This is a genomic window from Pseudomonas sp. LAMO17WK12:I5, from assembly GCF_900215165.1.
Classification (GTDB): domain Bacteria; phylum Pseudomonadota; class Gammaproteobacteria; order Pseudomonadales; family Pseudomonadaceae; genus Aquipseudomonas; species Aquipseudomonas putida_A.
In genome coordinates this window covers 446,474-460,947 of record NZ_OBDS01000003.1, presented here as the reverse complement: position 1 = coordinate 460,947, position 14,474 = coordinate 446,474, and the positions used below count along the sequence as shown (strand labels likewise).

Annotated in this window: 15 protein-coding genes; 11 read left to right on the top strand and 4 right to left on the bottom strand. The window is 61.7% G+C overall.

Translation table 11 applies throughout. The features are described from left to right. Window positions 1-123: 123 nt before the first annotated feature. The 5 genes from CRO59_RS07655 to CRO59_RS07635 all read left to right on the top strand — a co-directional run bounded on the left by CRO59_RS07655 (window position 124) and on the right by CRO59_RS07635 (window position 6,240). On the top strand, window positions 124-372 hold the full coding sequence (locus CRO59_RS07655) for a hypothetical protein (RefSeq protein ID WP_027613011.1): 249 nt from the start codon (window positions 124-126) through the stop codon (window positions 370-372). A gap of 103 nt (window positions 373-475) precedes the next feature. Then, on the top strand, window positions 476-1,633 hold the full coding sequence (locus tag CRO59_RS07650; RefSeq protein ID WP_097090338.1) for a GGDEF domain-containing protein: 1,158 nt from the start codon (window positions 476-478) through the stop codon (window positions 1,631-1,633). 8 nt (window positions 1,634-1,641) lie between these two features. Beyond that, window positions 1,642-2,136 (top strand): PaaI family thioesterase, encoded by a 495-nt coding sequence (locus tag CRO59_RS07645; RefSeq protein WP_097090337.1) that lies wholly within the window; start codon window positions 1,642-1,644, stop codon window positions 2,134-2,136. Window positions 2,137-2,362: 226 nt separating this feature from the next. Beyond that, window positions 2,363-3,907: a class I SAM-dependent methyltransferase gene (locus tag CRO59_RS07640; RefSeq protein ID WP_097090336.1), complete on the top strand. Its 1,545-nt coding sequence runs from the start codon at window positions 2,363-2,365 to the stop codon at window positions 3,905-3,907. A 203-nt stretch (window positions 3,908-4,110) separates the two neighbouring features. Beyond that, window positions 4,111-6,240: a TonB-dependent receptor domain-containing protein gene (locus CRO59_RS07635; RefSeq protein ID WP_097090335.1), complete on the top strand. Its 2,130-nt coding sequence runs from the start codon at window positions 4,111-4,113 to the stop codon at window positions 6,238-6,240. Between the two features lie 31 nt (window positions 6,241-6,271). On the opposite strand, the gene CRO59_RS07630 is transcribed toward CRO59_RS07635, so the two are convergent. From CRO59_RS07630 to CRO59_RS07620, 3 genes are read right to left on the bottom strand one after another with little or no spacing between them, the layout of a single operon-like run. After that, the gene (locus CRO59_RS07630; RefSeq protein WP_097090334.1) at window positions 6,272-6,664 is read right to left on the bottom strand and encodes a hypothetical protein; all 393 of its coding nucleotides are present in this window, start codon (window positions 6,662-6,664) and stop codon (window positions 6,272-6,274) included. 38 nt (window positions 6,665-6,702) lie between these two features. Continuing rightward, window positions 6,703-7,077, bottom strand: coding sequence for a hypothetical protein (locus tag CRO59_RS07625; RefSeq protein WP_177408967.1), 375 nt, complete (start codon window positions 7,075-7,077; stop codon window positions 6,703-6,705). Then, complete coding sequence (locus CRO59_RS07620) at window positions 7,074-7,442, bottom strand: lysozyme inhibitor LprI family protein (RefSeq protein ID WP_097090333.1); 369 nt, start codon at window positions 7,440-7,442, stop codon at window positions 7,074-7,076. Before CRO59_RS07620 ends, CRO59_RS07625 begins: the two co-directional genes overlap by 4 nt. 41 nt (window positions 7,443-7,483) lie before the next feature. Between CRO59_RS07620 and CRO59_RS07615 the strand changes: the two genes are divergently transcribed. The 5 genes from CRO59_RS07615 to argE all read left to right on the top strand — a co-directional run bounded on the left by CRO59_RS07615 (window position 7,484) and on the right by argE (window position 11,701). Next, window positions 7,484-7,714: a hypothetical protein gene (locus CRO59_RS07615; protein ID WP_097090332.1), complete on the top strand. Its 231-nt coding sequence runs from the start codon at window positions 7,484-7,486 to the stop codon at window positions 7,712-7,714. A 251-nt stretch (window positions 7,715-7,965) separates the two neighbouring features. Continuing rightward, entirely contained in the window at window positions 7,966-9,285 is a 1,320-nt protein-coding gene (locus CRO59_RS07610) for an NAD(P)/FAD-dependent oxidoreductase (RefSeq protein WP_097090331.1), read from the top strand. Window positions 9,286-9,343: 58 nt separating this feature from the next. Continuing rightward, the gene (locus CRO59_RS07605) at window positions 9,344-9,760 is read left to right on the top strand and encodes a RidA family protein (RefSeq protein ID WP_003225869.1); all 417 of its coding nucleotides are present in this window, start codon (window positions 9,344-9,346) and stop codon (window positions 9,758-9,760) included. 118 nt (window positions 9,761-9,878) lie between these two features. Continuing rightward, window positions 9,879-10,556, top strand: a complete 678-nt coding sequence (locus tag CRO59_RS07600; RefSeq protein ID WP_097090330.1) for a DUF1028 domain-containing protein — start codon at window positions 9,879-9,881, stop codon at window positions 10,554-10,556. Beyond that, window positions 10,553-11,701: an acetylornithine deacetylase gene (gene argE, locus CRO59_RS07595; RefSeq protein ID WP_097090329.1), complete on the top strand. Its 1,149-nt coding sequence runs from the start codon at window positions 10,553-10,555 to the stop codon at window positions 11,699-11,701. Before CRO59_RS07600 ends, argE begins: the two co-directional genes overlap by 4 nt. 24 nt (window positions 11,702-11,725) lie before the next feature. On the opposite strand, the gene CRO59_RS07590 is transcribed toward argE, so the two are convergent. Beyond that, on the bottom strand, window positions 11,726-12,637 hold the full coding sequence (locus CRO59_RS07590) for a LysR family transcriptional regulator (RefSeq protein WP_095136462.1): 912 nt from the start codon (window positions 12,635-12,637) through the stop codon (window positions 11,726-11,728). 344 nt (window positions 12,638-12,981) lie between these two features. On the opposite strand from CRO59_RS07590, the gene CRO59_RS07585 reads away from it, so the two are divergent. Then, the gene (locus tag CRO59_RS07585; protein WP_096796404.1) at window positions 12,982-14,397 is read left to right on the top strand and encodes a cytosine permease; all 1,416 of its coding nucleotides are present in this window, start codon (window positions 12,982-12,984) and stop codon (window positions 14,395-14,397) included. Window positions 14,398-14,474 lie beyond the last annotated feature (77 nt).

The following is a 14,474-nucleotide window of genomic DNA, read 5'->3' as shown; positions in this document are numbered from 1 at the left end:
TATTGCCAGCAAAGCTGAACTTGCGTTTCGTGATGGTCACTATTACTTCTAGCGATAGTTGCGCACGATAAAGACGGGTACACACTCATCCCCAATGACTAAAACAACAGTGAGGAAGCCGATTTGAGAACCTTTGACCTGATCCGCGACGCGGTTCTGCCCGACTTTCGCGAGCGGGTGGCGGAATACCTGGTGCAGTACGAAAACGTGTTGCTGGACAAGGACATCACCGATGCGCAGCTCAAGCGCGATACCGCCAATCAGTTGCGTGGCTATTTGCGCGGGTTGAACACCACCCGGGTGCTGGGCATGGCGTACTGGGAAGAACTGGATCGACGGGTCGTCGACACCTGGCTCACGCCTCACGAATGAGCGTGGACGCCGGTCGGTGATGATCGTATGCGGCGCCTGCCAAAACGGCCCCGAACGCTTACAATCGGCGGCCTTACCGACCTTCTGACAGGCTCCCCCGGAAATGCCGCTCGACCCACCAACGATGCTGACCATCTCGATCGCTCTCGCAGCCGCCGCCGCGCTGTATCTGGCGGTCGAGTGGCGCAGCATTCGTGAGCCTTCGCTGCTGTTCTGGAGCGCCGGTTTCGCCACCATCACCATCGGTTCCACCCTGGCCCTGCTGCGCAGCAACGGCTTTTTGCTGATCGGCATCTGGTTCGCCAACGGCTTGCTGGTGACCGCGCACTTCCTGTTTCTGCTGGGGGTGGCGCGCTTTACGCAGATCCGCCTGTCACCGGCCTGGTACCTGATCTTCGTCTGCTGGCTGGTGATGCTGTTGCTGCCGGACGGGCCGCTATGGTCGAAAGTCATGCTCGCCGCCAACTCGCTGCTGGTCGCTGCCTCGACGCTCAAGGCCAGCCTGCTGCTGCGCCCGCATGGCAAATCGCTGAGCGTCGGTGCGGTGCAATTGCGCTACGTGCTGCTCGGGCATGGGATTTTCTATGTGGCCAAGGCCCTGACCGTGGTGATCCCCGGCACGCTGATCGACCTGGCTGCATTCCGTGGCGTCATCATCCAGATCTCGCTGGTCGAGGGCGCGATGGCGATCATGCTCATTGCACTGTCGATGACCGGCACCGAACGCTACCGGCGCGAGGAGCAGATCGCCCGACTGGCCGCCCGCGATCCACTGACCGCGCTCTACAACCGCCGCGCCCTCGACATGCGCGCGCCGGGCCTGCTGCGGGGCGTGTCTGCGGCGCATCCCGGCGCCCTGCTATTGATCGATATCGACAACTTCAAATCGGTCAACGATCAGTACGGCCACAGCGCCGGCGACCGTTTGCTGGTGGCGTTGAGCGAAATGATCCGCGCCGAGACCACCGATGAGGCGCTGGCCGCCCGTTTGGGCGGCGACGAGTTCGTGATTTTGCTGAGCAACGCGCCGAGTGATCACATCGTCAGACTGGGCGACGCCCTGCGCGATCAATTTCAGCGCAGCGCCGCCCAGACCTTCCCCACCGCCGAACCAGTGACGCTGAGCATCGGCGCCACCCTGTTCAACCAGCCACCGGCCAGCCTCGCGGCATTGATCGAACAAGGCGACGCCGCGCTCTACGAATCCAAGCGCGGTGGGCGCAACCGCCTGCGCCTGACCGGGCTCACCACTTCAGGATGATCAGACCCATGACCCGCTCCGAAACGCCTCTGCAAGACCTCGCCGCCCCCGAAGGCGTCTGCTACGGCTGTGGCAGCCGCAACCCCCATGGCCTGCACGTCAAAAGCTACTGGCACGAGGACGGCGTGCACGTCATGGCCGAACACCTGCCGGACGACAAATACTGCGGCTGGCCAGACCTGGTATACGGCGGCCTGCTGGCAATGCTGGTCGACTGCCACTCCAACTGGACCGCCATGGCCTGGCACTACCGCCACGAACAACGTGAACCAGGCAGCCTGCCGCGCATCGACTGCGTCACTGGCAACCTCGGCCTCAAGTTCATCAAACCCACACCGATGGGCGTCACCCTGACCTTGCGCGCCAGGGTCGAGGGCGACGTCGGGCGCAAGACGCGGGTGATTTGCGAGGTGTATGCCGGGGAGGTGCTGACGGCGGTAGGTGATTCGGTATTCGTGCGGGTCGATACCGGGCAACTGGCGGACGCGGCGCACGGCCGCTGACTCCACACGCGCCCCTGCGGCAGCTCCTACAGGGCATGGTGCTCGAATTAACCCGGGCGCTGGCCCGAAAGACTGCATGACCGATTTGCGGCCCACAACAGAGATGGCAGACAGACGTCTAAACGCCTCGGCAATCGTAAGATTCACTTACATGTTTTTCCGCTTGTGGTGCACATTGCCAACCCTTATAAGAGCGGCTCTCACTCGCGAATTGAAGGATGCACCCATGAGCAATGCCTGGAACGAAGGGTATTTCACCGACGAGGGCTACACCTACTCGTACAGCCGGGAAATCAACCCGGTGTTCCAGCGTTTTTGTTTGTTGTTGCGCGGTTTTGCCACCCTGGAAGGCAGCGGCGGCTACCACTGCGAACTGGGCTTTGGCCAGGGTGTCTCGATCAACATCCACGCCGCCGCCAACCCGGGCAACTACGTCGGCACCGACTTCACGCCCTCTCAGGCCGCGCATGCCATCGCATTGGCGAACGACTGGAACAGCCAGGCCCGTCTGTATGACGACAGCTTCGAGCAACTGCTGGCCCGCGATGATCTGCCGGCGTTCGACAGCATCAGCCTGCATGGCATCTGGTCCTGGGTCAGCCGCGACAATCAGCAACTGATCGTCGAGTTCGCCCGTCGCCACCTCAAGCCCGGCGGCATGTTATACGTCAGCTACAACTGCTTCCCGGGCTGGTCGCCTTCGGCGCCCCTGCGCAATCTGTTCAGCCTGCACAATCGCTTTGCCAGCCAGGCCTCGACCAGCCCGGCCAAACGCATCGATGCCGCGATGGAGTTTTCCGAAACGCTGTTGGCGGCCAATCCGAAGTACGCCAGAGCGGCGCCGGCCCTGGGTGCCCAGTTGCAGAGCATCAAGGGCCAGAACCGTCAGTACGTGGCCCATGAGTATTTCAATCGCAACTGGGACTGCATGTATTTCATCGACGTGGTCGATGCCATGACCGCAGCCAAACTCGACTACGCCACCACGGCCGTACCGCTGGACACTGTGGCTGCGCTGAATCTGAGTGCAGAAGGCATGGACTTTCTGGAAGGTATCGAGCACCCGATCATGCGCGAACAGGCGCGCGACTACTTCATCAATCAGAACTTCCGCCGGGATCTGTACGTACGTGGCGCCAATCGGCTGTCTGCCGCCGAGCAACGCGATGGCCTGCTGAGAAGCCGTTTTGTCCTGCTGCAAGCGATTGAGAGCATTCCCGGCACAGTCACTGGTCCCGCCGGCGAGGCTGCGCTGCAAACAGAGATTTACAGCCCGGTGCTCGAAGCGCTCGCTGCCAGTGCCTACGCACCGAAAACCCTGCAGCAGTTGTCGATGGCCGTCGGCTCCGTGTCTTACGACGACCTGGTGCAGGCTGTCACCGTGCTGATCGGCATGGGCGTCGCCGCGCCGTGCCAGAGCGAAGCCGCCGAAAGGCAGGTGCAGGAACATTGCGACACTCTCAACCTGCAACTGTGCAAACGCGCGCTGTTCAACAACAACATTCAGGTGCTGGCCAGTCCGGTCACCGGCGGTGGCGTACCGATCAGCCGCGTGCAGCAGTTGTTCCTGATTTCGATCAAGCAAGGCATGACCGACCCGCAAGACTGGGCGCAGTTGGCGTGGGCCGTCATCGGTGATCAGGGCGAAGTGCTGCACAAGGGTGACCAGCCGCTGCTCACGGCCGAAGAAAACCTTGCCGAGATGACCGAACAGGCCCGGGCATTTGCCCAGACACCGCTGGACATTCTCATGGCGCTGAAGATTGCTTGATCCAGATATACGCCGGACGACTGGCCGCGATAGAGCCCGGCCAGTCGTCTGCGTGTATGGCCCTGACTGCCGCCTCCTGAGCAATCCTGCCCCCGCCTGCCACGCAGCACCCCGTTAAAAAAGCAAAATTGCCATGTGTTTCCGTCGTTCCTTCTTGCGTCGCACTGTTCATTGCCCGTTCCTGTCTGCCTGGAGTTTCTTCGATGCCGTCACCCAAATCCCTGCCCTCTGCCCTGCTGGGCCTGGCCCTCGCCTGCCCGGTCATGGCCGAGGAACCCAAGAGCATGGAGTTGGGACAGGTGCTGATTTCGGCTGAAGAACAAAGCGTTGCAGATGCCTCCGTCGCCGAGGCCCAAGCGCGTCTGGCGCAGGTGCCCGGCGGCAGCAACGTGGTTGACCTGCGCCAGCCGTTGCAGGGCCGGGTGGCGAGCAATCAGGATGTGCTGGCGTATCAGCCTGGGGTCTACGCGCAATCGGCGGGTAATGAAGGGGTGAAAATCTCGATCCGTGGTTCGGGGATCAACCGCGCACCGGGCGCGCACGCTTCGGGGTTGTACACGATGCTCGACGGCCTGCCGCTGACCGGCCCCGGCGGCACGCCCTACGAATTGCTCGAACCGCTGTGGCTCGACCATGTGGAGGTGCTGCGCGGCGCCAACGGTTTTGATCGGGGCGCACTGGCGCTGGGTGGCGCCATCGATTACGTCAGCCACACCGGCTATGACGCGCCGAAATTGCAGGTGCGCTATGCCACCGGCAGCCATGGTTATCAGCAGCGTCAGGTGAGTTCCGGGCAGGTGCTGGGCGACTTCGACTACTACGTGTCGCTGACCGACTCGAACGCCGATGGGTATCAGGATCACACCGCCAGCGAGAGCAAAGGCGTGATCGCCAACTTCGGTTATCGCTTCAATCCGAACCTGGAAACCCGCTTCTATTTCCGCTATCGCGAGACCGACAACGACCTCGCCGGCCGCGTGACCAAACACTCGATCGAGCACACTCCACGGGCGGCCAACCCGGCCTACGTGGCGCGCGACGACAGCCGCAAACAACCGGGCAGCACCTTCATCGGCAACAAGACCACCTACTACATCGACGACGATTCGAGCATTCAGACCGGGCTGGTCTATCACGACTACCCGATGGACCTGCGCGAAGGCCCGAACCGTCTGAAGGTGGCCTACACCGACGTCAGCGGCACGTTCGATTACAAGCGCCGCGACACCCTGTTCGGCATGGAAAGCCGCAGCACTGTGGGCCTGCGCACCACCAAACACCTGCCCAACGACGGCGCCAGTGAGTTCGTGCGCATCCCGTCCGGCAACACCGCCGCGTATGTCCCGGGCATCCGCATGCGCAACTTCACCTATCAGGGTTCGGACACCGTTCTGCACGTGGGCAACGACCTGGAAATCGCCGACGACCTGTGGCTGACCACCGGCCTCGCCGCCATTTACACCCGCCGCGAAAGCGCCGTCACCTACCCGCAAAGCGGCGGCAAGACCAGCATGAACGACTGGGATTACGCGCCACGACTGGGTCTGCGCTATCAGGTCACGCCGGACCTGCAACTGTTCGGCAACCTCAGCCGTTCGGTCGAAGCACCGCACCCGTGGTCGCTGATCTACAGCTCGAACATCCGCTTCCCGGCCGGCAACGGTGCGGCGACCGGCACCCAGAGCGACCCGATCAAACTGCAGAACCAGACCGCGACCACCCTCGAACTCGGCGGTCGCGGCGACAGCGCGCTCGGCCAGTGGAGCCTGGAGTGGTACTACGCCCAGGTGCGCCACGAATTGCTGTCGGTACTGCCGGACGCCAACGCCGTCACCCCGTATGAACTCAACGCCAGCCCCACCGTGCACCAAGGCGTGGAAGCCAGTCTGCAGAGCACGCTGTGGTCAGCCGCCGACGGACGTAAATTGAGCCTGCGTCAGGCCTACACCTTCAGCGACTTCCACTACCGCGACGACCAGCGTTTCGGCGACAACCGCCTGCCCGGCCTGCCGATGCACTATTACCAGGGCGAACTGCGCCACGACTGGCCACAAGGTTTCTTCGCAGCGGTCAACACACAACTGGTGTCCAAAGTCGCGGTGGATTACGCCAACAGCTACTACGCCGATCCCTACGCACTGTTCGGCGCCACCGTCGGCTACAACGCGCCGAAAAACGACTGGCAGACCTGGCTCGACCTGCGCAACCTGACCAACAAACACTACGCCGCGACGGTCACACCGGGGTATGACGACAAGGGCCTGGATGCGGCGCGGTCTACGCCGGGTGAAGGGCTGGGGGTTTATGTCGGGGTGTCGTGGAGTTTGCTCTGACGGTTTGCATACTCGGCAACCCGCCGGGTTACTACTCCAACGTAGGCAAATGATTACGCAAAATATTCTCCAGCCCCGGCCGCGTATGTTTCTCCCAAGGGCAAACATCCTGCGCATCGCCTGTGTGCAGATACTCGCCGGCATCAAATGCCTGATAGATGTCAAAGGCTGGCTGGGGCATTTCTTCATGCATCGACACATCAACGATGGAGTTGATAAGTGCATTCATCACTTCATCGCCAAACTCAAAATCACGCGTGTTTGACAGGAAATCTCTGGCTACGGCGATCGAGACTTGATTAAGCAGATCGCGACGGTCGACCTGCAGCCGCTCACAAAAGGGTTGCAGATCGATGGTCAAACCTTCTTCAATCGCTTCCAACATGACCAGATGAAGGTCAGCTTCACTCAACGGCCTACTCATCACACATTTTCCTGCTCTGTTCTTGATGCTCGCCCGGTTCATTCATAAAACTTGCCGGCCAGCAAAATGCTCGCGCAGCGCTGCCATACGTTGGCCGAAGATTCCTCTGCTGCCACCTGCCTGGAACTGTCGATTGCCCAGGCACCTGCTGCCTCAAGAAACGCATCCACAGATCCATTTTCCCAACCCAACGCGCCCCGACCATAGGGTAACAGCGGTTCGTTCATCGTCCGCTCACGGGCGAAATCGGCACCCAGTGCCTGAATAAATGTGATGAACGATCGCTCGTCGTTCACACGCTCCAGCAACTCATCAAGATCATCAGAGCCAGACATCGTGGCAATTTCCTGTTGGCGAATGGTTTCGCCCGGGATGCTGCTATGCATCGCCCAGAGGGTCAACCAGTCCGTCAAAACGGCCCCTGCGTCATCACTCGCGTCTCGATGATGTTGCGCAGCGCAGCGACGCGCTTCTGATACAGATCAGTCAAACACCCGACCTTGGCGCCACAGGCCTTGCGGCTTTTGAGGAAGTCCTGCTGCTCACCGATCAACGCATCGCGCCCGCCCATCGGCAGCAGGCGTTTGTCGAGGCTGAACAGCTCGCCCATGGTTACGTCCAGATCGTTCAGCGTGCGGTTGGCGCAGACCGCTTTTTCGTCCGCGGCTTTGGCCTTGGCGCAGTCGAAACTGGCGGCGTGTGCCGAATTGGCAGCGATCAGCAGCGCACAGCCGAGGGTGGCAGCGGTCACCCGTGAAATTTCTCGAACTCGTGTCATGTCGTCGTATCCAACGTTGTAAGTCAATGGAGGTATGAGAAATGAAAAGCACCGACGACAGCAAGCCTGCAACCCCGCATAACGCACCACCGCTCGATTCCTCGGGCAAACCGGTGGATGTGGTGCGCCGTGATCTGCAGGACAGCGACGACGCCACCCGCGCCGTGGATGAGGCGATTACACCGACGTCCATTCGCGAAAAGGAACAGGACGCCGAAGAACTCAAGCGCAAGACCGATGAAATCGAACGCAAGGTCGCCGACGGCAACTGAGGCGACGCTCCCCGTCCTGAAGTAGAGTTTTCTCCTCTCTGTCCCGGGTTTTCCTGCCCGGGACAACTCTCCCCCCTGCCCTGAAACCCTCGGTTTTACTAGGCTTTTCCTGTCTGCATCAGCAATTTGTATTCACAGCCCAGCTTAATAATATTTTACCGATACCCCCCTCCTGCCTAGTCTGACCGCAAGCAAAACGGACAAGCCTGAAGCGATCCGAATCCACTTGCCTTGCCAGGAAGGATGTAGAAATGACCACTGAAATAATAAAAACAGACACGCTTGTCGTGGGCGCCGGACAGGCGGGTGTGGCGATGAGCGAGCACCTGTGCAAACTCGGCGTGCCGCATCTGGTGCTGGAACGCAGCCGCATTGCCGAACGCTGGCGCAGCGGGCGCTGGGACTCGTTGGTGGCCAACGGTCCGGCGTGGCACGACCGTTTTCCGGGGCTGGAATTCGATGATGTCGACCCCGACGGTTTCGCCCCCAAGGAGCGCGTGGCGGACTACTTCGAAGCCTATGCGAAGAAATTCAACGCGCCTATCCGCACCGGCGTTGAAGTCAAAAGCGTGGTGCGCAATGTCGGGCGTCCGGGCTTCACCGTCGAGACCTCCGAAGGCGTGATCGAGGCCAGCCGCGTGGTCGCGGCAACCGGCCCGTTCCAGCGCCCGGTGATCCCGCCGATCGCGCCGCAAGACCCACGTCTGTTGCAGATCCACTCCGCTGATTATCGCAACCCGCAGCAACTGCCCGCAGGCGCAGTGCTGGTGGTTGGCGCTGGTTCGTCGGGCGTGCAGATTGCCGATGAATTGCAGCGTTCCGGCAAGCAGGTCTATCTGTCGGTCGGTGCGCATGACCGTCCGCCGCGTGCCTATCGCAACCGTGATTTCTGCTGGTGGCTGGGGGTGCTCGGCGAGTGGGATCAGGCGGCGATGAAACCCGGTCGCGAGCATGTGACCATCGCGGTCAGCGGCGCGCATGGCGGGCGCACCATCGATTTTCGTGGTCTGGCCCATCGCGGCATGACCCTCGTCGGCGTGACCGAGTCGTTCAGCAACGGCGTGGTGACCTTCAAGCAGGATCTGCGCGACAACCTCAAGCGTGGCGACGAAAACTATCTGGCGCTGCTGGATGCCGCGGATGCCTACATCGAACGCAACGGCCTGGATCTGCCTGAAGAGCCCGAGGCGCGCGAAACCTATCCGGATCCGGAGTGCGTAAAAAATCCGCTGCTCGATCTCGATCTGGCCGAAGCCGGCATCACCTCGATCATCTGGGCCACCGGGTTCGCCGTGGATTATTCCTGGCTGCAGGTCGCGGCGTTTGACGACAAGGGCAAACCACAGCACCAGCGCGGCGTGTCCAGTGAGCCGGGGGTGTATTTCCTCGGGCTGCCATGGCAGTCGCGGCGCGGTTCGTCGTTCATCTGGGGCGTGTGGCATGACGCCAAACACGTGGCCGACCACATCGCCACCCAGCGTAAATACCTTGATTACAAGGATGCCGAGCAGCGTGAAGCCGCCCTGCATTCGACCGCCAGCACGAAAGCCGCCGATACCGTCGACGCTTGATTGCCCTCTTTCGCGGCGGTGCCCTGTGCGCCGCTGAACACTCAGTCTGGAGCTGTACATGAGCAAGCCAACCCACACCCGCATCCGTATGTTCAACACCAAGGACACCTACCCGAACCAGACCCTGGACAACGACCTGTGCCAGGCCGTGCGCGCCGGCAACACGGTGTACGTCCGAGGTCAGGTCGGCACCGATTTCGACGGTAATCTGGTGGGCCTCGGGGATCCGCGTGCGCAGGCCGAACAGGCGATGCGCAACGTCAAGCAACTGCTGGAAGAAGCCGGCAGTGACATGAGCCATATCGTCAAGACCACCACCTACCTGATCGACCCGCGCTACCGCGAGCCGGTTTATCAGGAAGTCGGCAAGTGGCTCAAAGGCGTGTTCCCGATCTCCACCGGGCTGGTGGTGTCGGCACTGGGGCAGCCGCAGTGGCTGATGGAGATTGATGTGGTGGCGGTGATTCCCGAGTAAGTCGGAAGACCGAGTCGCGGCCTTCGCGAGCAGGCTCGCTCCCACATTGAAATGCAATCCCCTGTGGGAGCGAGCCTGCTCGCGAAGAGGCCGGCCCAGACACACAAGGAGTTAGACCATGACCTTTTCAATCGCAGCCCGTTGCCCCGATACCGGCCAGTTCGGTGTCGCCATCAGTTCCTCCAGCATCGCCGTCGGCGCGCGTTGCCCGTGGCTGTTGCCGGGTGTCGGCGCGGTGTCGAGCCAGAACATCACCCTGCCGTCCCTCGGCCCGGAAGTCCTCGCATTGATGGAACAAGGTCAGGCGCCCGACGCGGCGCTGGACCAGGTGCTGACCCGCAACGGCTACAGCCAGTACCGACAGATCACCGCGATCAACCACCTCGGCCAGACCGCGCATTTCAGCGGCGCGCAGACCCTTGGCGTGCACAACGCGGTCTCCGGCGAACAATGCGTGGCCGCTGGCAACATGCTCGCCGGGCGTGCGGTCATCGAGGCGATGGTCCGCGCCTTTGAAGACGGCGAAGGCCAATTGGCCGATCGCCTGCTTAAAGCCCTGCACGCCGCACAGGCCCTCGGAGGCGAAGCCGGGCCGGTGCATTCGGCGGCTGTGGTGGTGGTCGGCGAACAGACGTGGCCGATCGTCAATTTGCGCGTTGATTGGGCCGACGAAGGCCCGATCGGCCAACTGCAAAAGCTCTGGGACGCCTATCAGCCGCAGTTGCAGGACTATATTGATCGCGCCCTCGATCCGGCCAAGGCACCGGGCTATGGCGTTGCCGGTGATGATCGATGAACAGCGTCGGGTTGCTCAGGACGCTGGTGGGCTTCGACACCACCAGCCGCGAATCCAACCTGCAGCTGATCGAGTTCGTGCGTAATTACCTCGCAGGCTTCGATGTGCCGTGCGAGCTGATCTACAACGCCGAGCGCAGCAAGGCCAATCTGTTCGCGACGATTGGCCCGGCCGAGCAATCGGGCATCGTGCTCTCGGGGCACACCGATGTGGTGCCGGTCGATGGTCAACCATGGACAGTAGCGCCGTTCGAACTCAGCGAACACGACGGCAAGCTATTCGGGCGCGGCACCGCCGACATGAAGGGCTACATCGCCTGCGTGTTGGCCCTGGTGCCGGCGCTGGTCGCTGCAGAGCTGCGCATGCCGGTGCACATCGCCCTGTCCTATGACGAAGAAGTCGGCTGCCTCGGGGTGCGCTCGTTGCTCGCAGAACTGGAGCAGCGTCCGGTCAAACCTTTGCTGTGCATCATCGGTGAACCCACCGAACTCAAACCGGTGCTCGGCCATAAAGGCAAACTGGCGATGCGCTGCGACGTGCACGGCCATCCGTGTCATTCGGCCTACGCACCGCTGGGGGTCAACGCCATCGAGTACGCCGCCGAGCTGATCGGTGAGCTTGGGCGCATCGGCCAGCAACTGAAAGCACCCGAGCATCACGACGCACGTTTCGAGCCGCCCTACAGCACGGTGCAGACCGGAGTGATCAGCGGCGGCAAGGCGCTGAACATCGTCCCCGCCGATTGTCGCTTCGACTTCGAGATCCGCGCCCTGCCCTCGCAGGATCCAACCCAGGTCGCACAACAGTTGCAAGCTTACGCCGAGCAGCAAGTGCTGCCGCGCATGCGGGCAGTGAGTGAGCACAGCGCGATTCGTTTCAGTGAGCTGTCGGCCTATCCGGGCCTGGCCACCGATGCGCAGAGTCAGGCCGCGGAGCTGATTGCGGCGTTTTGCGGTTCACGGGAATACGGCACCGTGGCGTTCGGCACCGAGGGCGGGCTGTTCGATGCGGCGGGTATACCCACCGTGGTCTGTGGCCCCGGCAGCATGGATCAGGGGCACAAACCTGACGAGTTTGTCAGTCGTGTGCAACTCGATGCCTGCGATGCGATGCTGCAACGGATGCTGGCCTCGATTCGCGCCTGATCCTTTCGGCCTGACTGCCTGCCTTCAAGCGTGCAGTCGGGCCAATTCCTCACGGCAATGATCAACGAACAACTGCACCGGTTTGGTCAGTTGCACCCGACGCAGCCAGGCTGCCGACAAGCCCGAGCCGGTCACGGTTTCCGCCAGCGGCACGCACACCACTTTCTGCCCGTCGTAGGTGTACTCGCCGAACGGTCGGGTCACCAGAATCGAAAAGCCGAACCCACGCCCGACCATGCCGCGCACCATCTCGATCGACGGCGAGCTGAAGACGATATGCGGGGTCAGTCCGCGCTCCTCGAAAATGCTCACGAAGTAGGTGCGGCTGGGCACCACGTCGAGCAGGATCATCGGCTCCAGCACCAGATCGTGCAGCGAGACTTTAGCCTGTTGCGCAAAACGGTGGTCGGCCGGCAGCAAGGCGTAAGGCTGCTGCGGTGGCATCAGCGGCGTGGTGTCGATAGTGGTGTCAAGGTCATGTTCAAAGAGCATCGCCACATCGATGCTGCCGGCGGTCAGCGCCTGCACCAGTTCCTGCTGTTCGCCATCGCGAATACGGATTTCCACCCCCGGCCAGCGCTGCTTGAACCCGGCGATCAGGCGCGGCAGGTACAACGGCGCGACGGTTTCGAAACAGCCGATATCGATCTGTCCGGAAACCACGTCGTTGTCCGCCAGCGCGTTCTGCTCGAACTCATGCGCCACTCGCAGCAATTCCAGCGCCTTGCGATAGAAACGCGAACCACTGGGCGTCAGCGACACGCCCTGGGCGTGATGGCGGATGAACAGCTGCACGCCGAAGCTTTCTTCCAGATGTTTGATCGCGGTGGAGACCGACGGTTGCGCGATATAGAGCTTGCGCGAGGCTTCGGCGACGCTGCCGCAATCGGCGGTGGTGACGAAGTATTTGAGCTGGCGCAGGTTGTAGGCAGCCATATAAAACCTCTGCAAGTGAGACAACGCTTTTGTGGTGAGGGGATTTATCCCCGATGGGGCGCGAAGCGGCCCCTGTTTCTAAAGTCAAAAGAGGGGCCGCTTCGCAGCCCATCGGGGATAAATCCCCTCACCACAAAACTGTGTAAATCCAGGACAGAGTGAAGCCTGAACATACCGGAGCTACGCATTACACGCGGCATATATTTTTTAAGGTCTGAAGCAACAAACTTACTAATTTATCTATCCCGGGCCTTTGCACATGATCGCTTCAACAAGAAATGCGCCGTCCGTGTCGGCGCTTACCGAAGTACGTCCACGTACTCATCCTTGCCTTGGAGTTCGTCATGTCCACCTCTGCAACAACATCCGCGCCGCTCATTGAAAAACACACGATAGGATACGTGCCCCCCGAAGATCGCCACGGAAAGGTCAGGGATCTGTTCACGCTGTGGTTCGGCGGCAACATCGCGCCGTTGCCGATCGTCACCGGCGCGCTGGGCGTGCAGTTGTTCCACTTGAATCTGGTCTGGGGCATCGTCGCGATTCTGGTCGGTCATCTGGTCGGCGGCGTGCTGATGGCGCTGCACTCGGCGCAAGGCCCGCAGATGGGCATTCCACAGATGATCCAGAGCCGCGCACAGTTCGGCTCGCTCGGCGCGCTGCTGGTGGTGCTGATTGCCGGGGTCATGTACATCGGCTTTTTCGCCTCCAACATCGTGCTGGCCGGCAAGTCGCTGCACGGCGTGGTCGACAGCGTGCCGGTCCCGGTCGGCATCGTCATTGGCGCTCTCGGGTCGGGGATCATCGGCATCATCGGCTACCGATTCATCCACGTGCTCAACCGCATCGGCACCTGGGTGCTGGGGATCGGCATCGTCGTCGGTTTCGGCTACATCTTCACCCATATCCAGACCGATGACTTCCTCACCCGCGGCAGCTTCAACCTTTCCGGCTGGCTCGCCACCGTGTCGCTCGCCGCGCTGTGGCAGATCGCGTTTGCGCCGTACGTGTCCGACTATTCGCGTTATTTGCCGGCCGACGTCAAAGTCTCGTCGACGTTCTGGACCACGTATCTGGGGTCGGCGCTGGGTTCGAGTCTGGCGTTCATCTTCGGTGCCGTCGCCGTCCTCGCGACACCCGTGGGCATGGACACCATGGACGCGGTCAAACTCGCCACCGGCTCGATCGGCCCGCTGATGCTGGTGCTGTTTCTGCTCAGCGTGATCAGCCACAACGCCCTCAACCTGTACGGCGCGGTGCTGTCGCTGATCACTCTGGTGCAGACCTTTGCCTATCGCTGGATTCCGACCGCCAAGAGCCGTGCGGTGATCTCGATCATCGTGCTGCTGGCCTGCTGCTTCGCCGCCGTCGGCGCGTCGAAGGACTTCATCGGCCACTTCGTCGACATGGTGCTGGTGCTGCTGGTGGTGCTGGTACCGTGGACCGCGATCAACCTGATCGACTTCTACGCCATTCACAAGGGCCAGTACGACATCCAGTCGATCTTCCAGGTCGACGGTGGCATCTACGGACGTTACAACCCGCAGGCGTTGCTGGCCTATGCGATCGGCATTGCGGTGCAGATCCCGTTCATGAACACCCCGCTGTACGTCGGCCCGGTGTCGGCGCACATCAACGGCGCCGACCTGTCGTGGCTGGTGGGGCTGCTGGTGACCTCGCCGCTGTACTTCTGGCTGGCCAGTCGTGACAGCGCCTATCGGCGGCGGATGATGGGCGGGAAACTGGTGGGCAGTCACTGAGATTGATTCGATGTAAAAAGAAGGCCTGCCATGCGCGGGCCTTCTGCGTTGTGGTGTGGTATTTCTTGATGCCCCGA